The 23,332-nt window shown below is 72.0% G+C and carries 20 protein-coding genes and 2 pseudogenes; 14 read left to right on the forward strand and 8 right to left on the reverse strand.

Features of this window, described 5'->3' with window-relative positions; all coding sequences use genetic code 11:
* Nucleotides 1–264 precede the first annotated feature (264 nt).
* Nucleotides 265–537 (forward strand): annotated as a pseudogene (locus tag CFW40_RS39030) (phage portal protein); the annotation flags it as partial.
* A gap of 16 nt (nt 538–553) precedes the next feature.
* Complete coding sequence (locus tag CFW40_RS37595) at nt 554–1,213, forward strand: phage portal protein (protein ID WP_218136782.1); 660 nt, start codon at nt 554–556, stop codon at nt 1,211–1,213.
* Nucleotides 1,214–1,414: 201 nt separating this feature from the next.
* Here CFW40_RS37595 and CFW40_RS29905 read toward each other — a convergent pair whose 3' ends face one another.
* The 3 genes from CFW40_RS29905 to CFW40_RS29915 form a co-directional block, all read right to left on the reverse strand.
* Entirely contained in the window at nt 1,415–2,152 is a 738-nt protein-coding gene (locus tag CFW40_RS29905; RefSeq protein ID WP_088800909.1) for a VOC family protein, read from the reverse strand.
* 156 nt (nt 2,153–2,308) lie between these two features.
* Entirely contained in the window at nt 2,309–2,518 is a 210-nt protein-coding gene (locus tag CFW40_RS29910; protein WP_088800910.1) for a DUF397 domain-containing protein, read from the reverse strand.
* Entirely contained in the window at nt 2,515–3,249 is a 735-nt protein-coding gene (locus tag CFW40_RS29915) for a DUF5753 domain-containing protein (protein WP_306427445.1), read from the reverse strand. The genes CFW40_RS29910 and CFW40_RS29915 overlap by 4 nt, the downstream gene beginning before the upstream one ends.
* 511 nt (nt 3,250–3,760) lie before the next feature.
* Between CFW40_RS29915 and CFW40_RS29920 the strand changes: the two genes are divergently transcribed.
* Nucleotides 3,761–4,018, forward strand: a complete 258-nt coding sequence (locus CFW40_RS29920) for a hypothetical protein (RefSeq protein WP_088800912.1) — start codon at nt 3,761–3,763, stop codon at nt 4,016–4,018.
* A gap of 602 nt (nt 4,019–4,620) precedes the next feature.
* A complete protein-coding gene (locus CFW40_RS29925; RefSeq protein ID WP_088800913.1) occupies nt 4,621–5,796 on the forward strand; it encodes a protein-L-isoaspartate(D-aspartate) O-methyltransferase in 1,176 nt (391 codons plus the stop codon).
* Between the two features lie 65 nt (nt 5,797–5,861).
* Here the strand turns inward: CFW40_RS29925 and CFW40_RS29930 are convergent, their stop codons facing one another.
* Nucleotides 5,862–6,926 carry a biotin/lipoate A/B protein ligase family protein gene (locus CFW40_RS29930; protein ID WP_088800914.1) on the reverse strand — a complete coding sequence of 355 codons (1,065 nt, stop codon included), beginning with the start codon at nt 6,924–6,926 and terminating at the stop codon, nt 5,862–5,864.
* Between the two features lie 77 nt (nt 6,927–7,003).
* On the opposite strand from CFW40_RS29930, the gene CFW40_RS29935 reads away from it, so the two are divergent.
* Nucleotides 7,004–7,846, forward strand: coding sequence for a hypothetical protein (locus tag CFW40_RS29935; protein ID WP_088802446.1), 843 nt, complete (start codon nt 7,004–7,006; stop codon nt 7,844–7,846).
* A gap of 355 nt (nt 7,847–8,201) precedes the next feature.
* Nucleotides 8,202–8,927: pseudogene (locus CFW40_RS29940) on the forward strand (hypothetical protein); the annotation flags it as partial.
* A 131-nt stretch (nt 8,928–9,058) separates the two neighbouring features.
* On the opposite strand, the gene CFW40_RS29945 reads toward CFW40_RS29940, so the two are convergent.
* The 3 genes from CFW40_RS29945 to CFW40_RS29955 all read right to left on the reverse strand — a co-directional run bounded on the left by CFW40_RS29945 (nt 9,059) and on the right by CFW40_RS29955 (nt 12,132).
* Nucleotides 9,059–10,453 carry a HAMP domain-containing sensor histidine kinase gene (locus CFW40_RS29945; protein WP_088800915.1) on the reverse strand — a complete coding sequence of 465 codons (1,395 nt, stop codon included), beginning with the start codon at nt 10,451–10,453 and terminating at the stop codon, nt 9,059–9,061.
* Nucleotides 10,450–11,112 (reverse strand): response regulator transcription factor, encoded by a 663-nt coding sequence (locus CFW40_RS29950; RefSeq protein WP_088800916.1) that lies wholly within the window; start codon nt 11,110–11,112, stop codon nt 10,450–10,452. The genes CFW40_RS29945 and CFW40_RS29950 overlap by 4 nt, the downstream gene beginning before the upstream one ends.
* A 255-nt stretch (nt 11,113–11,367) precedes the next feature.
* Nucleotides 11,368–12,132, reverse strand: coding sequence for a Sir2 family NAD-dependent protein deacetylase (locus CFW40_RS29955; RefSeq protein WP_088800917.1), 765 nt, complete (start codon nt 12,130–12,132; stop codon nt 11,368–11,370).
* Between the two features lie 356 nt (nt 12,133–12,488).
* On the opposite strand from CFW40_RS29955, the gene CFW40_RS29960 reads away from it, so the two are divergent.
* The 8 genes from CFW40_RS29960 (at nt 12,489) to CFW40_RS29995 (ending at nt 21,976) form a co-directional block, all read left to right on the forward strand.
* The gene (locus tag CFW40_RS29960) at nt 12,489–14,354 is read left to right on the forward strand and encodes a gamma-glutamyltransferase family protein (RefSeq protein WP_176956342.1); all 1,866 of its coding nucleotides are present in this window, start codon (nt 12,489–12,491) and stop codon (nt 14,352–14,354) included.
* An 85-nt stretch (nt 14,355–14,439) separates the two neighbouring features.
* Entirely contained in the window at nt 14,440–15,366 is a 927-nt protein-coding gene (locus CFW40_RS29965; RefSeq protein WP_088800919.1) for an inositol monophosphatase family protein, read from the forward strand.
* Nucleotides 15,367–15,406: 40 nt separating this feature from the next.
* The gene (locus tag CFW40_RS29970) at nt 15,407–16,828 is read left to right on the forward strand and encodes an NAD(P)/FAD-dependent oxidoreductase (protein WP_088802447.1); all 1,422 of its coding nucleotides are present in this window, start codon (nt 15,407–15,409) and stop codon (nt 16,826–16,828) included.
* Nucleotides 16,829–16,872: 44 nt separating this feature from the next.
* A complete protein-coding gene (locus tag CFW40_RS29975; protein ID WP_088800920.1) occupies nt 16,873–17,385 on the forward strand; it encodes an O-acetyl-ADP-ribose deacetylase in 513 nt (170 codons plus the stop codon).
* A 54-nt stretch (nt 17,386–17,439) separates the two neighbouring features.
* Nucleotides 17,440–18,753, forward strand: a complete 1,314-nt coding sequence (locus tag CFW40_RS29980; RefSeq protein ID WP_088800921.1) for a diacylglycerol kinase family protein — start codon at nt 17,440–17,442, stop codon at nt 18,751–18,753.
* A 108-nt stretch (nt 18,754–18,861) separates the two neighbouring features.
* Nucleotides 18,862–19,821, forward strand: a complete 960-nt coding sequence (gene pip, locus CFW40_RS29985; protein ID WP_088800922.1) for a prolyl aminopeptidase — start codon at nt 18,862–18,864, stop codon at nt 19,819–19,821.
* Nucleotides 19,822–19,947: 126 nt separating this feature from the next.
* A complete protein-coding gene (locus tag CFW40_RS29990; RefSeq protein ID WP_088800923.1) occupies nt 19,948–21,420 on the forward strand; it encodes a DNA-3-methyladenine glycosylase 2 in 1,473 nt (490 codons plus the stop codon).
* Nucleotides 21,421–21,430: 10 nt separating this feature from the next.
* On the forward strand, nt 21,431–21,976 hold the full coding sequence (locus tag CFW40_RS29995; protein ID WP_088800924.1) for a methylated-DNA--[protein]-cysteine S-methyltransferase: 546 nt from the start codon (nt 21,431–21,433) through the stop codon (nt 21,974–21,976).
* Between the two features lie 55 nt (nt 21,977–22,031).
* Here CFW40_RS29995 and CFW40_RS30000 read toward each other — a convergent pair whose 3' ends face one another.
* Nucleotides 22,032–23,246: a GDSL-type esterase/lipase family protein gene (locus CFW40_RS30000; protein ID WP_088800925.1), complete on the reverse strand. Its 1,215-nt coding sequence runs from the start codon at nt 23,244–23,246 to the stop codon at nt 22,032–22,034.
* Nucleotides 23,247–23,332 lie beyond the last annotated feature (86 nt).

A 23,332-nucleotide genomic window follows, 5' to 3' on the forward strand; every position in this document is an offset into this window, starting at 1 on the left:
ATCGTCGCGACGTGGGAGGACGCCGAAGGGATCCACGTCGTGGGCGGGCTGCCCGACGACCCGGACATGTTTAACGACTGGTAAGCGGGCGGCCTTTGACGCCCGCGTGAGCGGACGGAGGGGGCCCAGGGGGTCTGGTCCAACTTGATCGGCCGGGGCGAGTCTCCGGCCACGGAGGCCCGTGCGTGGGAGCCGTACGACCCGACGGTGTACGGCCTGACCACGTCGTCCGGGGAGCGGGCCACGTCGACTGAAGCTCTCCAGGTGTCGGCCGTTTTCGGATGCGTCTGGCTCCTGTCGGAGACGATCGCGACGCTTCCCATCACCGTGTACTCCAAGAGGGGCGGAGCCCGGAAGGAGATCACGTCTCCGGAGTGGCTGGACTTCCCGAACGCGGAGCCCGGCGGCATGGGGCGTATCGACATCCTCTCCCAGACCGTGCCCTCCCTGCTCTTGGAGGGGAACGCATACCTGGCCATCCGGTGGGCCGGCCCGAACATCGTGGGCCTGGACGTGCTGGATCCGACGAAGATCATCCCGCACATGGTCCTGATTGACGGCCAGCGACGGAAGGTCTTCGAGGCGTTCGACACCGGACGAAGCCCAGTTTCTCCAGACCCGCCAGTTCCAGGTCCCGGAAATCGCGCGCATCTTCGGCGTTCCGTCTCACCTGATATTCGACGCTACGAACTCCACTTCAGGGGGTTCGGGCCTGGCTGAACAGAACATCGCGTTTTCGACGTTCTCCCTTCTCCCGTGGCTCCGTCGGATCGAAGCCGGTTTCGATCGGCTCATCTTCGCCGAGACGGCCGACCGGTTTCGCTTCGTGAAGTTCAACCTGGACGGGATCAAGCGCGGGGCCCCGAAGGAGCGCATGGAGCTGTACGCCGTCGGCCTGATGAACGGCATCTACTCCATCGATGAAGTCCGCGCCGCGGAAGACCTGGCGCCCCTGCCCGACGGCATCGGCGAGACGTACCGGGTGCCCATGAACCTGACCGACGTGGGAGCCGAAGAGGAGCCTCCGGCACCGGCGCCCGCCATCGAACCACCGGCCCCGGACACCGAAGAGCCGGACCCAGAAGAGCCGGACGACCAGCCGGACGACGTGCTGGCCGAAGGGGGACCGGTGCCAGGACAAGCTGGCCACCCTGAAGGCCCCAAAGGAGAGCCAGGGCTGGACGAAGAAGGAGCTTTGCGTGGCCGCCGATGAGTTCGCGGCCACGGCCGTCACGTCCGCTGAAGTCCCGGCGGGGGAGCTGGTCCAAGGGATGGCCCCGGCGCTCGTGAAGCTGACCGCCACCTACGAGGGACGGACCTATACGCGTACGTCCAAGCGTGGCCCCGGCCGGTCTGACCGCGGCCGCACGACCGGGGCGGTCGGGCCGCACGACGGCGCGGCCGTAATTCCGCGTCAGCCCCGGCCGAGGACGCAGAACTCGTTGCCCGCCGGATCGGCCAGGACGACCCAGGAAACGTCACCCTGACCCACGTCGGCCCGTACCGCGCCGAGGCCTTCGAGCCGGGCGACCTCCCTCGCCTGATCATCGACGGGGTCGGACATCACGTCGAGATGGATGCGGGTCCAGACGACGTCGTCGTCGGGCGTGCGCCGGAACTCCAGGTACGGCCCGACGCCCTTGACGGAGCGCAGCAGGGCGCGGTCGTCGGTCAGCTCGTGGACGGTCCAGTCGATCGCCTCGCCCCAGAACCGGACCATGGCCCGTGGGTCGGGGCAGTCGACGACCACGGCGGCTATCGGCCCGGTGTCCCGGTAGACCTCCCGGGGCTCCAGGACGCTGAACACGTTGCCTTCTGGGTCAGCCAGCACCGTCCACGGCACATCGCCCTGGCCCACATCGGCGGGCGTGGCCCCGAGCTCCTTCAGCCGTGCGACCAACTCCGCCTGATGGGCTTCGGAGGCGGAGGCGAGCTCAAGGTGCACGCGGTACTTCACCGTCTCCGGGTCCGGGACGCGGACGAGATCGATGCAGACGGCGGACGGATCCGGCCAGTCGAAGCCCACGGGTACGAGGTTGGTGACGCCGGGCCCTTCGCTGGAAGCCTCCCAGCCGAGTACTCCCGCCCAGAACTTGCCGAGCGCCGAGTCGTCCCGGGCCTTGAAGTTCACCTGAACAAGTTGCAGCGTCATGCCGCATACCTTAGGTGCCCCCCATCGGGCAGGCATGCGAATTCACGGATGGAGATCATCCGGCGGAGCCCTTTTCCGTTTCACTGGGCGCGCAGAGGCCCCTCTCCTGGGCCTCGGGAGGGGGCCGTCCGCGTTTCGGCGTACGCGACTACGCGCTTACGCGGTGAAGTTTCCCGCCTGTATGCCGGTGACGAACGCTGACCACGCTGTTGGCTCGAACGTCAGGGCCGGGCCGTGGGGGGCCTTGCTGTCTCGCACGGGAACGGTGCCGTGGGCGCTGACGTGCGCCGGGGACCACTCCAGGCAGTCGCCACCATCTTGGCTGCTGTAGCTGGACTTGACCCAGGGGTGAGTCAGGGGGGTCACGATGCCTCCATAAGCTGTTGGATCATCCGGGCTGATGCGTCACGTGAGAGGGCTGAAGTGGTGAGTACATCGTAGGACCGGGAGAGGAGCCGCACCGTGGAAGGATCTTCGATGATCGTTCCTGATCTGATGCCCTCCGTGTAGATCACGGGCGAGCTGTCGGGGGTGGTCAGGATGGACATGGAACCGTCCATGAGCCCGTGAGTTTCCGCAGATAGCGGCATCACCTGCAGCACGGTGGTTCGCCGGGAGCCGTGGGCGAGCAACGCGGAGAGCTGTTCCCGCATTACGTCCAGGCCGCCGACGTTCCGCCGAAGCACGGACTCACAGATGACCACGGAGAAGTCCGGCGGGGAACTACCCTTCAGCACTTCCTGTCTCGCCATTCGCGCCCGGACCAGCGTGGCCACTTCTGCGTCGCTCGCCCGCGGGTCACCCTCCCGGAGAAGGGCCCGCGCGTACGACGCCGTCTGAAGGAGCCCAGGAACGACAGTGGGCGACCATGCGGAGATGCTGACCGCCTTTGGCTCCAGCTCGATTCGCCGGCGGGAATGCACAGGGAAGGACTGGGCGGTGATCTCCTCGTACAGCCGCTTGAACAGCCCGTCCGTCGAGAAGACCTGGTCCAAGAGGGCGGGAAGGTCCGCGGGTACCGGCCCCACGCACGTTTCCACGCGGCTGATGGTGCTCTTCGACGTGCGGGTCAGCTTCGCCAGTTGAGTCTGGTTCAAGGGCCCTCCGGGGTACAGCTCCCGGTGGCTCCGGCACTCCTCGGCGAATTGCCTGCGTGGGTCGTAGGTGTCTTCGGCGCCCCCTGCGCCCCCTGTTGCGCCCCCGATATGGTCCATAACTCCCCCTGACCATTGACCTGGTCACGTACGGCCGTCGCGTTATTTGTGCCGGTCAACGGCGTACGCATGTCTCGTCCTGACCAACGCCCAGGTTGGGCGCTGAATCTCTCTTCACCGTAACGATCCTTACCTCACTCTTGTCACCAACCAGACGCACACAGTGAGGGGTTCGGGTGACTGAGCGAACAGCTTCAGCGTCCGCCGGGGACCTGGCGGAACGGGGACTGGCCACGGCCGCACCGAAGGTGGAGCCCGTACCGGTTCCTGGGTGCGACGTGTGCGAACTCTGCTGCCAGGAGCGGGAGATGGCCCGCCGAGCGGGCCGTTCGCTGGAAGTCCGGAGCCTGAACGGTGTGATCGCGGGTCACCCCCACGGAAGGGAGGCACGGAGATGAGGGAGACGAAGGCACCATCCGCGTTCTATACGTCGCCCCAGCAGATCAGGGCGGGGAGCGTCGTCTTCGACCGCGACGCCGACATGGTGGCCGTGGTGCGAGAAGTGAAGGGCTTGATGGTCGACCTGGAGCGGCCCACGGGCCTTACCTGGGACGTGGCGTACGGCCGTCTGCGACCCGGCACGGAGCGCGAAGGCCGACAGCTCCAGGCCCTGGCGAAGCTCCAGCGGGCACGGAAGCGAGGCATGCCGTGAGCTGCACGACGTGCACCGACTTGGAACAGGCGTTGGCGGCAGCCGAAAAGGCTGGTGACCGGACTCGTGCCGTGGACTGTCGGGTGTTGCTCCGGCGCCACCCCGCACACGACGGCGTTCCCGTGGCGGCGGGCGCGCGTTCCCAGAAGGGAGAGGGCGGAAGTGAGTAGGCCATTGGGCGCCCGCAAGCCGCGGGGTGACCTGAAGCCGACCAGCGCCGTGGCCAAGGACCACCACAGCGCGGGCAGACAACGGGCCGAAAGGGCCGAGCTGTTGGACCGGATGTGGGAGCGCGTCCACAGCAAGCCGGATGCCGACTGGCCCACCCGTACTCCGCCCCTGGCCGGATGCCCATTCCGGCGTCCCCGCGCTTGTTGAGTGATCCCGGCGGGGGCGGGCAAGGCCCCGGGCGACTGCCCACGGACGGCGGCAGTCGGCCGGTTGAACCAGCACCGAGAGAGCACATGGAGGAGCAGTGACCGTGATCCTTGCGAATGACGGTGGCGACAAGGTCCCGGGTGAGCCGTGGCCCGGCCCGCAGACGCCCCCGACCCCGGATGGTGGCCCCGGTGTCCCCAACCCGCCCAAGGTGGCCTGATCCAGTGACCACCGACGCACCACAGGAGCGCCCCGGCCTTGACGGGCTGGGGCGTGCCCTCATGGCTTCAGGGGCCCTCTCCTCAGACTGGGCACCCTCGTACGCGGCCGTTCCCCGCTCCACCGTGCTGCCGGACCTCATGTGGCCGTTCGACATGGCGGTCGGCCGGAGCGTGGCCGTTTCCAAAGCGGATGACCCCACCAGGTGGCTGGAGTTCGCAGATTCAGACGTACCGATCGTCACTCAATGGGACGACGGGAAGCACACTGGCACCGGACCGGGTCAGGTCCCGACCAGTTCCGCGTCCATGCCTTCGGTCGTCTTCCGGATGCTCCAGGATCTGGACCTCCGGCCCGGCCACAAGGCCCTGGAGATCGGCACCGCCACAGCCTGGAATGCGTTGCTCATGGCCCACCGTGCGGGGCCCGGGTGCGTGACCACGGTGGAGGTGGACCGGGCGGTGGCCACGGCCGCCATGGCCACGGTGGAGCGCCTGGGAATCCCCCTCCACGTCGTCCACGGCGACGGGTTCCAGGGTTACCTGGACGGCGCGCCGTACGACCGGGTCATCGCCACGTGTGGCCTGCGGTCCACCCCGCCCGCGTGGCTGGAGCAGTGCAGGCCGGGTGGTGTCATCGTTGCCCCGTGGGGGACGAACTTCTCCCACGCCGACGCGGTGGCCCGCTTGGTGGTCGCGCCGGACGGGAAGTCCGCGGCCGGGAACTTCACGGGCCCCGTGGAGTTCATGAAGCTCCGTTCCCAGCGGCTCTCGCCGGTGGTCCACAAGGAGTACGTCACGGGCAGCGTGGCGGATGGCGACGAGTCGTCCACGACGGTCACCGAAGCGGAGTTCGTCGGGGACCGATTCGGCCCCGAGCGGTTCGCCCTGGGCCTCCGGGTCCCGCGGTGCCGGCAAGTCGTGGCGGCCAAGGACGACGGCGCACGGCCGGTCTGGTTCTACGGCCTCAGCGACCGGTCCTGGGCCTGCTGCATGTTCCGCGACGGGAAGACGGCGCGCGTCTGGCAGTCCGGCCCCCGCCGGTTGTGGGACGAAGCGGAGGCCGCGTTCCGGTGGTGGGAGGGCCAAGGCCGCCCGGCCCCCTCACGGTTCGGTCTGACCGTGACCGCCAGGGGCGAAAGGGTGTGGCTGGACGACCCGGCCAACTCCTGGACGCTTTGAGGGGCCGGCCCTGTCCGTGCGTTACCCCCGTGGCGCATGGGCGGGGTCTTTGCCATGACGGCCGGTCAGGGAATACGTGCGGTCCACTCGGCGTCCTCGAACTTGGTGCGGACGAGCTCCCGGGCGCGGGCCATCTCCTCCTCGGTGACCTGCCCGCGGGTGAGGCCGTAGCGGGAGCGGAAGGAGTCGATCATCTTCTCGATGACGGCTTCGCGGGGCAGGCCGGTCTGCCGGCGGAGCGGGTCGACGCGTTTCCTGGCGCTCCTGGTGCCCTTGTCGGACAGCTTCTCCTTACCGATGCGCAGCACATCGAGCATCTTGCCGGCGTCGATGTCGTAGGACATCGTCACGTGGTGCAGGACCGCACCGGGCCCGCCGCCCGGCCCGACCACGCGCTTCTGCGCGGCGCCCGCGACCTTGCCCAACTCGGTGGCGATGTCGTTGAGCGGCTGGTACCACGCCTTGATGCCCATGTCGCCGAGTGCGGTGAGGACCCAGTCGTCGAGGTAGGCGTAGCTGTCGGCGAAGGACAGGCCGGACACCAGCGCCTCGGGGACGGCGAGGGAGTAGGTGATGGTGCTCTGCGGCTCCGCGAACATCGCGCCGCCACCGGAGATCCGGCGGACGACCGTGACGCCGTGGCGGGCGATGCCGTCGGGATCGACCTCGTTGCGCAGGGACTGGAAGCTGCCGATGATGACGGCGGGGGAGTCCCACTCCCAGACCCGGAGGGTGGCCGGGCGCCGCCCGGCAGCCACCTCGGCCGTGATGACCTCGTCGAGCGCCATGTGGAGGGCCGGTGGCTGCGGCGCTTCGTGGATGAGCTGCCAGTCGTAGTCGCTCCAGTCCGTGGCCTGGGCCAGGGCACGGCGTACCGCGATGGCCACGCTTTCGCCGGTGAAGCCGAACAGCACGGCCGACGGGGGCAGCGCGGCGTTGATCCGGGCGGTGAGGCCGGCGGTGTCCGTGTCGGCCGGGGCGCCTTCCAGCGCGTCGTCGATCTGCAGGATGGCCTCGTCCGGTTCGAGGAAGAAGTCACCCGCGACCCGCACGTTCTTGAGCCGCCCCTCCTCGACGCGGAGGTCCACGACCACGAGCTTGCCCCCGGGGACCTTGTACTCACCGTGCATTGTGCTACCTCCGGGCCCGGCAGACGGTTGAGGATGCTCAGGATATGTTCAGGCTGCGGATGGCACGGTCGGGCACCATGACAGCTGATATTCCTGGGGCCGTTGAGGCGCACGCGGCGTCCGGCCCCCCTTCCGCCCCCCTCGGCCAACGCCTCCGCTGGAACAAGGTTCCCGAAGTCACGGCGTACTTCTGGGTCATCAAAGTCCTGTGCACCACGGTGGGCGAGACCGCGGCCGACCTGCTGAACGAGAAGCTCGGCCTGGGCCTGACCGGTGTGTCGCTGCTGATGAGCGTCCTGCTCGTCGCCGTCCTGGTGGCACAGTTCCGCACCCGCGCCTACCGGCCCGGTGTCTACTGGCTCGCCGTGGCGCTGATCAGCGTCGTGGGCACGCTGATCAGCGATAACCTCACCGACAACCTCGGGGTACCGCTGGAGACCAGCACCGTGGCTTTCGCGGTGGCCCTCGTCGTGGTGTTCGTGGCCTGGTACCGCAGCGAGAGGACGCTGTCCATCCACCACGTCGACACCACCCGGCGCGAGTCTTTCTACTGGCTCGCCGTGCTGTTCACCTTCGCCCTGGGCACCGCGGCCGGTGACCTGGTCGCCGAACGCATGGACCTCGGGTACTGGGTCTCCGCCGGCCTGTTCGCCCTGGCGATCGCCGCCGTCGCGGTGGCGCACTTCGCCCTCGGTCTGGACGCGGTGTGGAGCTTCTGGATCGCCTACATCCTGACCCGGCCGCTGGGCGCGTCGATCGGCGACTACCTGTCACAGCCCACCTCGGGCGGCGGACTCGGGCTGGGCACAGTGATCACCAGCGTGCTGTTCCTGACCGTCATCCTCGGCCTGGTGGTGTTCTTGACCGTCACCCGGCGAGACGTTTCCGAGCCGGAACGGCTCACCTCCCGGGCGAGCTGAGCGCGGGCTCGTCCCGGACGGGTGAAACGGGCTCCCGGACTTCGGGGGCCCGCTTCACCCGTCCGGGGCTGCTTCGCGGGTGCGGCCGGTGGTGTTCAGGATGCGTTCAGGTTGCGGCTGGGAGCGTGGGGCGGCGTGCGACGTCATCGCTGAGCGCGGTGTGCCTCGTACCCGCCAACAGCCGCCACTGTGCGCACTTCGCCAGGCCCCACGGCACCACGTGAGGCGATGCAAAGGCGCCACCCAGGAGGGATCGACATTGCCTGAGCCCGAAGTCCTGACCGATATGGACGTCGCCGGCACCGACAGGTACGTGATGCGGAAGCTCCCGGAGGTCACCCTGGCCTTCTGGGTCATGAAGACCGCCGCGACGACCCTCGGCGAGACCGCCGGTGACCTCTTCGCCCAGACCCTCAAGCTCGGCTACTTCCTGACCACCATCGCGCTGTTCCTGATCTTCGTGGTCACGCTGGTCGTGCAGCTGCGGTCCCGGCGCTACAACCCCTTCTTCTACTGGACCGTCATCCTGTCCACGAGCATGGCGGGCACCACGATGTCCGACTTCATGAACCGGGACGCCAGCGCCAAGTTCCTCACCGGCGGCGCGACCTCGCTCGGCTGGGGGCCACAAGGGCTGGGGCTGGGATACCCCACCGGGGCCGCCATCCTGATCTCGCTGCTGCTCGTCATCTTCGCCGTCTGGAAGGCCACCGGGCTGACGTTCGCCATCCGGGACATCGTCACCTTCCGTGCGGAAGCCCTCTTCTGGGCGGCGATCCTGGTGTCGAACACGCTCGGCACGTCCATGGGGGACTTCCTCTCCGACAGCTCCGGACTCGGCTACGCGGGCGGTGCCCTGCTCGTCACCGGTGTGCTCGCCGTACTCCTCGCCCTGATGCGGGTGCCGGCCGTGCCGAACGTGGTGCTGTTCTGGATCGCGTTCGTGCTCACCCGGCCCCTCGGGGCGACCGCCGGGGACTTCCTCACCAAGCCGGTCGCCAAGGGCGGCCTCGACCTCGGCACGGCGGGCTCGTCGGCGGTGCTCCTCGCGCTGCTGCTCGGCCTCATGGGCTACGCCCACGTGCAGGAGCGCAGGACCGCGGTCCCCAGGACACGACTCTCACGGGAGTCTCTTGAGTACCACCGGCCTGGGCACCACCGGGAGGGCGTCGGCCGCCGCCGTCCCGTCCGGGGGCGTCGGGCGGGGCCGGGTCACCCGGCGGGCAGGCTGACCACGAAGCGCGTGCCCGGGGTGTGCCCGGCGTCATGGGTCACCTCACCGTCGGCGGAGCGGGCCAGGCGTCGCGCGAGCGGCAGTCCCAGGCCCGCTCCGCCGTGTCCGTCCTCGGGATCGGCACGCCGGCCCGGCTGGAAGAGGTGCGCGGTGAAGGCGGCGGGGACCCCGGGACCGTCGTCGACGACCGCTACGCGCATGCCCTCGGGCTCCGGCGCGACGCGGAGGGCGACCCGGGTGCGGGCGTAGCGCAGGGCATTGTCGAGGAGCGGGGCGACGATGCGCTCCAGCAGTGCGGCGGGCACCCCGGCCACCAGGGTGTCCGGGCCGGACACCGTGAGCGTGATCCTCCCCGGGGCATCGAGCCGGGCGGCGAGCCGGCGCAGCACGGCCATGGCGTCCGCCGTGCCGGGAACGGTGTGGGCGCCGGCCCGGGCGTCGTCGAGGACGGTGTCGCAGATGGTGCGCATCGAGGTGGCGGCATCGGCGATGGCGGTGTGGGTGGCGCGGGTTTCGGCTGCGGAGCGGGGGCGGGCCTGCCACCAGTCGAGTTCGGCGGTGATCCGCGCCAGGGGGTTGCGCAGCTCGTGGGAGAGCTCCCCGGTGAGCTGCTGTTCGTGGCGCAGCACGGCACGGATCCGGTCCAGGAGTTCGTCCAGCGAGGCCCCGAGCCGGGTGAGTTCGACGGGGCGGTCCCCGGCGCCGAAGCGCTGTGCGGAGGCGACCACGCTCCACCGGGTGGCCTGCTCCGTCATCGCCCGCACGGGTCGCAGGGCGCGCCCCACCGCCAGCCGGGTCACGGCATACGTGCAGGCCAGGACACCGGCGTCCAGGGCGAGGGAGGCGATGAGCAGGGTGTCGGCCGAGGCGTGGTACGGCGCGAGGTCCATGGCGGTGACGACGACGGCGGCGGCGGGCCCGGTACCCGGCCGGGCCGCGCCCACGGGCTCGGCACACAGGCGTATCCGGTCACCGGCCGTCATGGCGGCGCAGCGTTTGCCCCCGTGCGCGGCGAGACGGGCCGCGGTGGCGGTGACCGTGTCGCCGGGCGGGGCGGAGGAGGGGTGCTCCAGCAGCCGGGTGCCCGCGTAGATCCACACGTTGGTGTCGAGGGCGGCGTCGCCCGGCGTCTCCAGGACACGTACCGGGTGGTGGCGGGTGTCGACGGTCGCGGCCACGGCGCCGGCCCGGGTGCGCAGTTCGTCGTCCGCCTGCTGCTGGAGGCGCTGGCGGACGATCGTGTTGAACACGACGGTGAGCACCACCATCACCAGCGCGGCGGTGGTCAGCGCGATCAGGGACAGCCTGCCTCGCAGTGTGCGGGGGCGGCAACGGCGGGCCGACGCGGCGAGGAGGCCGGGGACGGCGCTCATGACAGCCGGTGTCCGATCCCCCGGAGGGTGCTGATCGTCAGTTCGCTGCCCGCCTCCCGGATCTTGCGGCGCAGCCGGCTCAGATACTGGTCGAGGGTGTTGTCACTGACCTGCGCGCCCTCCGGCCAGCCGGCCCGGACCAGATCCCTTCTGCTCACCACCGCCCCCAGGCCGGACATCAGCGCGGCCAGCAGGCGGAACTCCGTGGGCGTCAGGGCCACTTCGACGCCCCGTACGCACAGGCGGTGCTGCACGGGATCCAGGACCAGGTCCCCGGTGGTCGCGGGCGCCACGGGACCGGACCGTTTGAGGGCGGCGCGCAACCTGGCGGCCAGCTCGGCGAGGTGGAACGGCTTGGGGAGGTAGTCGTCACCCCCGGCGGAGAACCCGCTGAGGCGGTCGTGGAGTTGATGGTGCGCGGTCAGGAAGACGACCGGGGCGTAGAACCCCTGCGCCCGCATCGCCTGGCACACGTCCCGCCCGTCCGCGTCCGGCAGCCCGACGTCCAGTACCACTGCGTCCACGCCGTCGCCGGCCAGCCGCAGGGCAGTGGCGCCGTCCTGCGCGGCCAGCGTGCCGAAGCCCTCGTCACGCAGTCCGCGCACCAGCACGTCCCGCAGGGCGTGATCGTCCTCGACGACCAGGATGGTGACAGGCAACGATGATCCTCACAGGCCGACGTCGTTGACTCGGGTACGACCGGGCTGCGGCGACCCGGAGCGACTACAGGTAAGTAGACGGTCTACTGCACTGTAGACGATGGCGGCGGGAGAGGGCATGGCCCAGGGCGCAGCGCCCGCCCGGCGCCTCACGTGCCGGGCAGGGCAGATCGGCCCCGCCGGGTTCGCCGGCCGGTGCCCGGCCCCGGCCCGGCCCGGCAGAATGAACGGCACCGCGGCCGGCAGCCCGCCGCCTCAGGCGCACTCCTCCAGCCCTGCGAGGAGCCTCGGCAGCGCGCTGCCGATCGGTTCGCGGATCACCTCGGCGGCGAGTGCGTCGTACGGTGTCGGCTCGGCGTTGACGATGATCAGACGCGCGCCGTGCTCCGCGGCCACCCCGGCGAGCGAGGCCGCCGGCTGCACCTGGAGCGTCGTCCCGACCGCGAAGAAGATCTGCGCCGCCTTCGCCACGCCCAGCGCCGTACCGAGCACCTGCGGGTCCAGCCGCTCCCCGAACATCACCGTCGCCGACTTCAGGATCCCGCCGCACACCAGACACGGCGGATCGGGCTCGCCCTCGGCCACCCGCACCAGGGCCTCCTGCATCGGCGACCGGGCATGGCAGCGGGTGCAGGTCACGGTCCGCACGGTGCCGTGCAGTTCGAGCACCTTGCGCTCGGGCATCCCGGCGAGCTGATGCAGCCCGTCCACATTCTGTGTGATCACACGTACCGGCGTCCCGGAGCGCTCCAGCCGGGTCACCGCCTCGTGCGCGGCATTCGGCTCGGCCCGGAACGCCGGGCTCTCCTGCCGCATCCGCCACGACCGCCGCCGGATCTCCGGATCGGCCATGTACGTGTCGTACGTGACGAGCTTCTCCGCCTCCGGATCCCGCCGCCACAGCCCGTTGGGCCCGCGGTAGTCGGGAATCCCGGAGTCGGTGGAGATGCCCGCCCCGGTGAGGATCGCGACGAGCGGCCGGCCGGTCGGCCGGGCGGGGGACGCATCGGTGCCGGTCATGACGTGAGGGTACGCAGAGGGGGCGGGGAGAGCGAAGGAAATTCGGGGGTGTGATGCGGCGGTGCGGATGCGGTGGTGAGGTCGCGGCGGTGCGGCCATGCCGTCCCAGCAGCTGCCGGTCTCCGGTTGCGGCCCGTGGCGTGTGCTGCCGGGCCGACGTGTTCCGGACGGATGCGGTGACCACTTCCAGGGCAGCACCTTCCAGGGCGGCACCTTCCGGGTGGCGCCTTCGGGGGCGGCGTCCGGCCGCCCCGTGAGCCGTCCGCAGGCACCCATGACACGCACCCATGACACGCACCCATGACACGCACCCATGGACACACCGGCACAGACGCGCGCCCACAGAGGAGTCTCCCGTGTTCACCACCCGCCCGACCCTCCAAGGCACCTTCGGCATGGCCTCCACTACGCACTGGCTGGCTTCCCAGTCCGCGATGGCCGTCCTGGAGGACGGCGGCAACGCCTGTGACGCGGCGGTGGCCGCCGGGTTCGTGCTGCACGTGGTGGAGCCGCATCTGAACGGTCCGGCGGGCGAGGTGCCGGTCATCGTGGCGCCCGCCGGGGGGCCCGTGCGGGTGCTGTGCGGGCAGGGGCCGGCGCCGGCCGGTGCGAGCGTGGCGCACTACACCTCGCTGGGCCTCGACCTGGTGCCCGGTACCGGGCCGCTGGCGGCCGCGGTCCCCGGGGCGTTCGACGCCTGGATGCTGCTGCTGCGCGACCACGGCAGCAAGTCCCTGGCCGAGGTCCTGCGGTACGCCATCGGCTACGCCGAACACGGCCATCCTGCCGTCGAGCGGATCGGTGAGACCGTCGAGACGGTCCGGGCGCTCTTCGAGACGGAGTGGACCTCGTCCGCGGAGATCTACCTCCCGGGCGGCCGGTCCGTCGCTCCCGGCGGGCTGCTCAGGAACCGGCCGTTGGCGGCCACCTGGCGCCGCCTGCTCGCGGAGGCAGAGGCTGAGTCGGCGGGTCGTGAGGCGCAGATCGAGGCCGCCCGCCGTATCTGGCGCGAAGGCTTCATCGGCGAGGCGCTGGCCGACTACGCGGCCCGCCCCGCCATGGACACCTCAGGTGAACGCCACGCGGGCACCCTCACCGGCGACGACCTGGCCGCCTACTCCGCCACCTACGAGGAGCCCGTCACCCACGACTGGAACGGCTGGACCGTAGCCAAGGCGGGCGGCTGGTCCCAGGGTCCCGCCTTTCTCCAGCAACTCGCCCTGCTGCCGGACGAGTTGCCCGCCTACGGCAGCGCCGAGTACGTGCATCTGCTCATCGAGGGCGGCAAACTGGCGATGGCGGACCGTGAGGCCTGGTACGGCGACGCCGACGAGGTGCCGCTCGACGCCCTGCTGGGCAACGCATACAACACCGCCCGCCGGGCCCTCGTCGGCGAGCGCGCCTCGTACGAGCTGCGGCCCGGCAGCCCGCACGGCCGCACCCCGCGGCTGAGCAAGCACGCGGCAGCGGCGGGCGTCGACGACTCCGACGCGAGGGGGATCTCCAGCAGCGGCGCCGGTGAGCCGACCATCGCGCGCGGCGTGGCGGCCCCGGCCCCGGCCCCGGCCCGCGGGGTACCGGCGGAGGTCGCCCCCGAGATCGACCGGAACGGCGCCACCCGGGGCGACACCTGCCATATCGATGTCGTCGACCGCTGGGGAAACCTGGTCTCCGCCACCCCCTCCGGCGGCTGGCTGCAGTCCAACCCCGTCGTCCCGGCGCTCGGCTTCCCGCTCGGCACCCGGCTGCAGATGGCCTGGCTGGAGGAGGGGCTGCCCAACTCGCTCACCCCGGGGCGCCGCCCCCGCACCACCCTCTCCCCGTCCCTCGCACTGCGCGACGGGGTCCCGGTGATGGCCTTCGGCACGCCGGGCGGCGATCAGCAGGACCAGTGGCAGGTCCACTTCTTCCTGGCCGTGGCGCTGCGCGGGGCGGTACGCGGCGGCCTCGATCTGCAGGGCGCGGTGGACGCCCCGAACTGGCACCACGACTCCTTCCCCGGCTCCTTCTTCCCGCGCACGATGCGGCCGGGGAGCGTGACCGTGGAGTCCCGCATCGGCGGCGGGGTCATCGACGGACTGCGTCGGCGTGGGCATCTCGTCACGGTGGGTGAGGCCTGGTCCGAGGGGCGGCTGTGCGCGGTGGCGCGGGACGCGGAGACCGGGGTGCTGTCCGCGGCGGCGAATCCGCGGGGGATGCAGGGGTACGCCGCCGGGCGCTGAGGGCCCCTGCCCCGTGGGCTCCGCGGCATCCCGAGTTCACCTGGATTCCAGCCGCCGTGTCAGTGGCTCATGGTTCGATGGACACATGATCGATGCACTTCGTACCCAAGAAACCGGAGAGACCGCGATTACCCCGATTGCCACCCCACCGGCCGCCGCGACCGCCCCCGACGTCTCCGGGGCCCCGCTGTTCGACGCGTCGGCGCTGGACCTGGCCGCCGTCGAGGCCGCCGTCCGCCGCGCCGCGGCCGACGAGATCATGCCCCGCTTCCGGCAGCTCGCCGCCGAGGACATCGTCGAGAAGAACGGCCCGCACGACCTCGTCACGGTCGCCGACCGGCTCGCCGAGGAGCACCTCACCGCCTCCCTCACAGCCCTGCTGCCCGGCTCCCTGGTGGTCGGCGAAGAGGCGGTGCACGCCGACCCGGCCGTGCTCGACGCACTGCACGGCGACGCCCCCGTCTGGATCGTCGACCCGGTCGACGGCACCCGCCAGTTCGTCCACGGCGACCCCGGCTTCGCCACGCTCGTCGCGCTCGCCCACCGGGGCGAGGTGCTGGCCTCGTGGACGTACGCCCCCGCGCTCGGCCTGATGGCCGTCGCCCGCCGCGGCGCCGGCGCCCGGCTGAACGGCGTACCGCTCCGGGCCGGCAGCCCCTCGTCCGGTGCCGTCCTCGATGTCGCCACGTCCCACTTCGACTTCACCACCGACGAGCAGAAGCGGGTGCTCGCCACTCTGGAGACCGGCGGTATCGCCCCGCGCCCCTGTGGCTCGGCGGGCCTGGAGTACCTGCACATTGCCCGTGGCGAGATCGACGCCACGGCCTTCAGCTGGGAAAATGCCTGGGACCACGCGGCCGGGCTGCTGCTGGTCCATGAGGCGGGCGGCGCGAGCGGCACGGTCGCCGGGCAGCCGTTCCGTATCGAAGGAGGCAATGCGCTGCCCTTCACCGCGGCGCGGGACACCGCAACGGCGCGGCGTATCCTCGGACTGCTGGCAGCCGCCAACTGACCCTCACCGACGAGGGTCGGACTTGAGGGGAGTGGCGCAGGTGCCGAGGATGCTCGATGCCGTGGTGATCGGGGCGGGGCCCAACGGCCTGACGGCGGCGGTCGAACTCGCCCGCCGCGGTATGTCCGTGGAGGTCTTCGAAGCCCGCGACACCATCGGTGGCGGCGCCCGCACCGAGGAACTGACCCTCCCCGGGTTCCGCCACGACCCCTGCTCGGCGGTGCACCCCACGGGCGCCGGCTCGCCCGCCTTCCGCACCATGCCGCTGGACCGCTACGGCCTCGAATGGCTGCACGCCGACCTCCCCATGGCGCACCCCTTCCCGGACGGCACGGCCGCCGTGCTCGCCCACTCCGTCGGCGAGACCGCGATGTCCTTCGGACCGCGCGACGCCGGCGCCTACCGCAGGCTCGTCGAACCCTTCACCGGCAAGTGGGAGTCGATGGCCCATGACTTCCTGCGTACGCAGTGGCTGGGGCTGCCGCAGGACCCGCTGACCTACGCCCGCTTCGGTCTGGTCGCGGCGCAGCCGGTCACCCTCCTGAGCCGCCGCTTCCAGGACGAGAAGGCCCGCGCCCTGATGGCCGGGCTCGCGGCGCACGCCAACGCCCCGCTCGGCGGCTTCGGGACCTCCGGCATGGCCCTGATGTTCGCGCTCGCCGCACATGCCAAGGGCTGGCCGGTGGCGCGCGGCGGCTCCCAGGCCATCTCCGACGCGCTCGCCGGTCTGCTGCGCGCCCACGGCGGCGCGGTGCACACCGACTTCGAGGTCAAACGCCTCGACGACCTGCCGCCGGCCCGCGCCTACGTCTTCGACACCGCACCGACCGCGCTCGCCCGGATCGCGGGCCTGGGCAACGCCTACCGCGACGTGAAGTACGGCCCCAGCGTCTTCAAGGTCGACTACGCCCTCTCGGGCCCGGTGCCGTGGACGGCCGAGGAGGCCCGCCGCGCCGGCACCGTCCACATCGGCCCCACCAGCGGCGAGATCTCCGCCGCGCTGAACGCCGCCACCGAGGGCCGGGCGCCCTCCGTCCCCTTCCTGATCACCGCTCAGCCCAGTCTGATCGACCCCACCCGCGCCCCCGAGGGCAAGCACACCTTCTGGGCGTACGGCCATGTCCCCCACGGCTGGGAAGGCGACGCCACCGACGTCGTCGAGCGGCAGATCGAGCGCTTCGCCCCCGGCTTCCGCGACCTCGTCCTGGCCCGTGCGGTCGCCGGCCCACCCCAACTCGCCGCCCGCAACGCGAATTACGTCGGCGGCGACACCGCCACCGGCTCCGCGGCCGGCCTGCGGCTGCTGATCCGCCCCAAGCTCGCCCGCGTCCCCTACGAAACCGCCCACCCCGCCGTCTTCCTCTGCTCCCAGGCCACCCCGCCCGGCCCCGGCGTCCACGGCATGTCCGGCCACTACGCCGCCAAGCGGGTCTGGCGCCGCCTGCGCGCGCACCGCCGCTGAATCCAGGTGGCCATGGTGTCCGACCCTCCCTACGCTCGGACACCATGAGCACTTCCCTCACCTTCGTCCAGGGCGACATCACCGAACAGACCGTGGACGCCGTGGTCAACGCCGCCAACTCCTCGCTGCTCGGCGGCGGGGGTGTGGACGGCGCGATCCACCGGCGCGGCGGCCCGGAGATCCTGGCCGAGTGCCGCGCGCTGCGCGACTCCCGCTACGGCCGTGGTCTGCCCACCGGTCAGGCCGTCGCCACCACCGCCGGCCGACTGCCCGCCCGCTGGGTGATTCACACCGTGGGCCCCGTCCACTCCGACAGCGAGGACCGCAGCGATCTGCTCGCCTCCTGCTACCGCGAGGCGCTGCGGGTGGCCGACGAACTGGGCGCACGGACCGTCGCCCTTCCGGCCATTTCCACCGGCGTCTACCGCTGGCCCGTGGACGACGCCGCCCGGATCGCCGTCGAGACGGTGCGCGACGCGGACACCGCCGTCGAAGAGGTGCGCTTCGTCCTCTTCGACGACCGCGCGTATGCGGCATTCGCCGCGCAGGGCGACTGACCGCGGACCGTATGGGCCGACCGACGGCTACCGCGCAAAGGGAGGTGCGAGGCCATGGACGGACGCTGGCTCGCCCGCCTGTCACTGGCGGCGGGGACGGTGGCGGTGCTGGTGCTGCTGCTGTTCGCCGGGCTGCGGAGCGTCGTCCTGGTGGGCGCGGGCGCGGCCGGTCTGGCCGTCACCGCGGCCGGCGTGTGGTGGGTGCTCGCGCACCGGGGCGTGGTGCGGGCGCTCGCTCTCGTACTGGTCGTGGTGGCGCCGCTCGCCGTCCTCGTGCTCTATGTCGCCGCCGGGCTGCTTTGGGTGGTGCTGGTCTCGCTCGGGCTGTGGGCGCTGGCCGTCTCCGCGGGCCGGGCCGCGCTGGTGGGGGAGACCGGCCCGGCGGCCCCGAGGGAGGCGCCGGCCGGCCGCCCCGCCCGCCCCTTCCTGATCATGAATCCGCGCTCGGGCGGCGGGAAGGTCGGGAGGTTCCAGCTGGTGCACAAGGCCGAGGAGCTGGGCGCCGAGGTCGTGGTGCTGGACCCCGCGCACCCGCAGGACGTGGCCGCCCTGGCCCGCCGTGCCGTCGACGAGGGCGCGGACCTGCTCGGCGTGGCCGGCGGCGACGGCACCCAGGCGCTGGTCGCGGGCGTGGCGGCGGAGCGCGGTATCCCGTTCCTGGTGATCTCCGCGGGAACCCGCAACCACTTCGCCCTGGACCTCGGCCTCGACCGCGAGGACCCCTCGACCTGCCTGGAGGCCCTGACCGACGGCGTCGAGCTGCGGGTCGACCTCGGCTACGTCGGCGACCGCGTCTTCGTCAACAACGCCTCCTTCGGGGCCTATGCCGCGGTGGTGCAGAGCCCGGCGTACCGCGACGACAAGGCCCGTACGATCCTCGACCTGCTGCCGGACCTGCTGACCCGGCACAGCGGCCCGCGGCTGGCCGTCCGGGCCGGCACCACGGCCCTCGACGGGCCGCAGGCCGTACTGGTGAGCAACAACCCGTACCGCATGGGGGACCCGGCGGGCCTGGGACGCCGGGAGCGGCTGGACTCCGGCCTCCTGGGCGTACTGGGCGTGCACGTCGACAACGCGGCGCAGGCCGCCTGGATGCTGCGCGGCCGCCGCGGCCCCGGGCTGACCTCGCTCACCGCCACGGAAGTGGTCATCGACGCCGACGCGCCCGCCGTCCAGGCGGGCGTCGACGGCGAGGCCCTGACCCTGCCCACCCCGGTCCGCTGCCGGATCGCACCCGGCGCCCTGCGCGTACGGGTGCCCCGCCACCGCCCCGGCGTGCCGCAGAGCGCACCGACGATGAACTGGCGCCGGGTGCGCCGGCTGGCCGTGCGGATGGGGCGGGCGGCACGGGGGCGCGCCGCCGGCTGAGCGCGGCCCGCCCGGTCCTGCCGAAGCTCCTACGGCGGAGCGAAGCACATCGGCCGGAGAAAGCAGGCAGCATGACCCTCAGCTGAAACAGGGGAAGGGGAACCGAAAATGACGGAGCTCTACCCGGCCATCGAGCCGTACGCCACCGGGCTGCTGGACGTCGGCGACGACAACCGCGTGTACTGGGAGGTCTGCGGCAACCCCGAAGGGAAGCCCGCGCTGGTCGTCCACGGTGGACCGGGGTCGGGATGCAGCACGGGCAAGCGGCAGTACTTCGCCCCGGACCGCTACCGCATCGTCCTCTTCGACCAGCGCGGCTGTGGACGCAGCACCCCGCACGCCAGTGACCCGGCCACCGACATGCGGCACAACACCACCGGCCATCTGCTCGCCGACATGGAGCAGTTGCGGGAGCACCTGGGCATCGACCGCTGGCTGCTGTTCGGCGGATCGTGGGGCTCGACACTGATCCTGGCGTACGCGCAGCGGCACCCGGAGCGGGTGTCGGAGATCGTCATTACCGGTGTCACCATGACCCGGCGTTCGGAGATCGACTGGCTCTACCGGGGCGCCGGCCGGTTCTTCCCGGAGGCGTGGGAACGCTTCCTCGCCGGTGCTCCGGGAGTGGGGCCGGACGGCGACATCGTCGGGGCGTACGCCCGTCTGATGGCGGACCCCGACCCCGCGGTGCGCGAGCGGGCCACCGCCGACTGGTGCGATTGGGAGGACGCGGTGCTCTCCCTGGAGTCGTACGGCGCTCCACGCCCTTACGGGGGCCGCCCCTCGGACGCCCGGGTGGCCCTGGTCCGGATCTGCTCGCACTACTTCTCGCACGGCGCCTGGCTGGAGGAGGGCGCCCTGCTGCGGGACGCCGGGCGGCTGGCGGACATCCCGGGGGTGCTCATCCAGGGCCGCCAGGACATGGGAGGACCGCCGCACACCGCCTGGGAGCTGGCCCGCGCCTGGCCCGCCGCCCGGCTGACCGTCATCCCCGACGCGGGGCACAAGGGGAGCGAGGCGATGCGTGGGGCGGTGATCGGCGCGCTCGACCGGTTCGCCGGGAAGTGAGGGCCGAGGGGGCGGGCCGGGGGGTCTGCGGGGCGGCGGCCCGGCGACTTGCGCCGCCCCTGGTAGCCCGACGTTGATGTCGGATTCTCGCCAGCCGGACGGCGCCGACTGAGCAATCCTGAAGGCATGCACACCGACACCGAGCGCTGTCTGCGCGCCGTGCAGTCCAAGGATGCCCGCTTCGACGGCTGGTTCTACACCGCCGTGCTCACGACCCGTATCTACTGCCGCCCCAGCTGCCCCGTGGTGCCGCCCAAGCCGGAGAACATGCGGTTCTACCCGAGCGCGGCCGCCGCCCAGCAGGCCGGGTTCCGGGCCTGCAAGCGGTGCCGCCCCGACGCCAGTCCGGGCTCTCCCGAGTGGAACGCGCGCGCCGACCTCGTCGCCCGCGCCATGCGGCTGATCGCCGACGGCATCGTCGACCGTGAGGGTGTCCCCGGCCTCGCGGCCCGGCTCGGCTACAGCACCCGGCAGACGGAGCGCCAGCTGCTGGCGGAGCTGGGCGCCGGGCCGCTCGCCCTGGCCCGCGCCCAGCGGGCCCAGACCGCCCGCCTCCTGGTGGAGACCACGGCACTGCCGATGGCCGATATCGCCTTCGCCGCCGGTTTCGCCAGCATCCGCACCTTCAACGAGACGGTACGGGAGGTCTTCGCGCTGTCCCCGACGGAGCTGCGGCGGCGCGCCAGGCCGGGGCTCCGTGCGGCGGTGCCCGGCGCGCTCGCGCTGCGGCTGCCCTTCCGGCAGCCGCTGAACCCCGACAACCTCTTCGGGCACCTCGCCGCCACCGCGGTTCCCGGTGTCGAGGAGTGGCGGGACGGCGCCTACCGCCGGACCCTGAACCTCCCCTACGGGCACGGCATCGTCGCCCTCGCGCCCCGCCCCGACCACATCGACTGCCGCCTCTCCCTCACCGATCTGCGCGATCTGGCGGGCGCCATCGCCCGCTGCCGCCGGATGCTCGACCTCGACGCGGACCCGGAGGCCGTCGACGGGCTGCTCCGCGAGGACCCGCTGCTGGCGCCGCTCGTCGACAAGGCACCGGGACGACGGGTCCCGCGGACGGTCGACGCCGAGGAATTCGCGGTCCGCGCCGTCCTCGGCCAGCAGGTGTCCACCGCGGCGGCCCGCACCCACGCCGGACGGCTGGTGCGTGCGCACGGCGAACCCGTCGACGACCCCGACGGCGGTCTCAGCCACCTCTTCCCGACATCCGCCGCGCTCGCCGAGCTGGACCCCGACGCGCTGGCGATGCCCCGCACCCGCCGCGCCACCCTCACCGGCGTCATCGCCGCCCTCGGCTCCGGCGCGCTGCAACTGGGCGTCGGCAGCGACCGCGACGAGGCCCGCGAACGGCTCGCGGCGCTGCCGGGCATCGGACCCTGGACCGTCGAATGCATCGCCATGCGCGCACTGGGCGACCCGGACGCCTTCACACCGACCGACCTCGGGCTGCGCCGTGCGGCCGCCGGGCTCGGTCTGCCGCACACCCCGGCCGCCCTCACCGGGCACTCCGCGCGCTGGCGCCCCTGGCGCGCCTACGCCGTCCAGTACCTCTGGGCGACCGACGACCACGCCATCAACCACCTCCCGACGAACTGAGGCCGCAGCCATGACGGTTCACCCACCCGCACCCGACGCGCCCCGCACCCACACCGTCCTGGACGGCACCCCGGTGGGGCCGCTCACCCTGGTCGCCGCCGGCCAGACCCTCACCGGCCTGTACATGACCGACCAGCGCCACCGCCCGCCCCAGGAGACCTTCGGCGCTCCGGGGGACCCCGGCGACTCGCCGTTCGCCGCGGCCATCGCCCAGCTCCGGGCCTATTTCCGTGGTGAGTTGACCACCTTCGACCTGCCGCTCGCACTGCACGGCACGCCCTTCCAGCGCCGGGTCTGGGCGGCGCTGGGCACCATCCCGTACGGCGAGACCCTGTCGTACGGGCAGCTCGCCGAACGGCTCGGTGTCCCGACGGCGGCCCGCGCGGTCGGCCTGGCCAACGGGCGCAACCCGGTCGGCATCATCGTCCCCTGCCACCGCGTCGTCGGCGCCAACGGCAGTCTCACCGGCTACGGGGGCGGGCTCGACCGCAAGCGCCGCCTGCTCGCCTTCGAGCGGACGGCGGACGGGCTGTTCCCGGCGGAGGCGTGCGGGTGACCGGGGCGCGCCGGGTGCCCGCTCGCCGCTCATGGGTGGCGAGCGGGCACCGGTGTCATGCGCTGCGGTCTTTGAGGCTGGGGTCCGTGAAGGGGCGGTCCGTGAAGGGCCCTTCGGCCCGGAAGACCAGCTGCGAGAAGCGTTCGCCGATGCGGCGGTGGGTGGCGGCATCCGGGTGGAGCCCGTCGGGCAGCGGCAGTTCGGCGGCGTCGGCCTCGCCGTAGAGATCACGGCCGTCGAGGTAGTGCAGGTTCGGGTCCTCGGCCGCCCGCTGCCGTACGATCCGGGCCAGCTCGTCCCGGATGACGCGCAGGGTCAGTTTGCCGTGGGCACGCTCCGCGGGGTCGCCGGTGGCCCGGAACCGCAGTTGCCCGCTGCTGAGGGCGCTGACGTCAGGGGCGCTGGGGCCGGGGGTGTCCTCGTGGATGGGGCACAGGAGGGGCGAGACGACCAGCAGCGGGGTGGCGGGGTGGCCTTCGCGGATGGTGTCGAGGAAGCCGTGGACGGCAGGGACGAAGGCGCGCAGGCGCATCAGATCGACGTTCACCACATTTATGCCGATCTTGAGGCTGATGAGATCGGCGGGGGTGTCCCGCAGGGCACGGGCGGTGAACGGGTCGAGCAGGGCGCCGCCGCCCATGCCCAGGTTGATCAGTTCCACACCGGCGCGGGTGGCGGCGAGTGCGGGCCAAGTGGTGGTGGGACTGGCGGCGTCGGAGCCGTGACTGATCGAACTGCCGTGATGCAGCCAGACTTTGCGGCCCCGGTCCGGCGCGGGCTCGACGGGGGCGTCGGTGCGCAGGGCGACGAGTTCGGTGGTCTCGTTGTGCGGCAGCCAGATCTCTATGGTCTTGACGCCCTCGGGCAGGCCGGAGAACCGGAGGGTACCGGGCCGTCCTGGCTGCTGCTCGGCGGTTCCGGCGGCCATGTCGATGGTCAGGGTGTTGCCGCCGCTCACGCCTGCCCGGCCGGCCGGCCGGCCGTCGACCAGCAGGTCGTACACGCCGTCCGGGCGGGCCGGGAGACCCACGTAGACCCGCTTGGTGGGCAGCGCGTCCAGTTCGATGGCGGTGGCCCGGGTCCGGAAGACCAGCCGCACGCCGGAGGGCTGGGATTCCGCCATGGCGAGCTGCCCGTCCGTGTACTGGGCGCGGGCCCGGGCGGGCAGCCGGTGCGGCAGCACCCCGTGTGCGGTGTGTTCCAGATCGAGGGCGCCGCGCAGGAGGTCCGCGGTGAGGGGCGTGGTGATCCAGTGGTGTTCGGTGTGCATCGTCCCAGCCTGGTGATCGAGATGCCGAAGTGTGCGTTCAGATGTGGTGATGCGCTGTCGGGCCTACGGGCCTACGGGCCTGGGGC

Origin of the sequence: Streptomyces sp. 2114.4 (genome assembly GCF_900187385.1) — a bacterium.
GTDB lineage: Bacteria > Actinomycetota > Actinomycetes > Streptomycetales > Streptomycetaceae > Streptomyces > Streptomyces mooreae.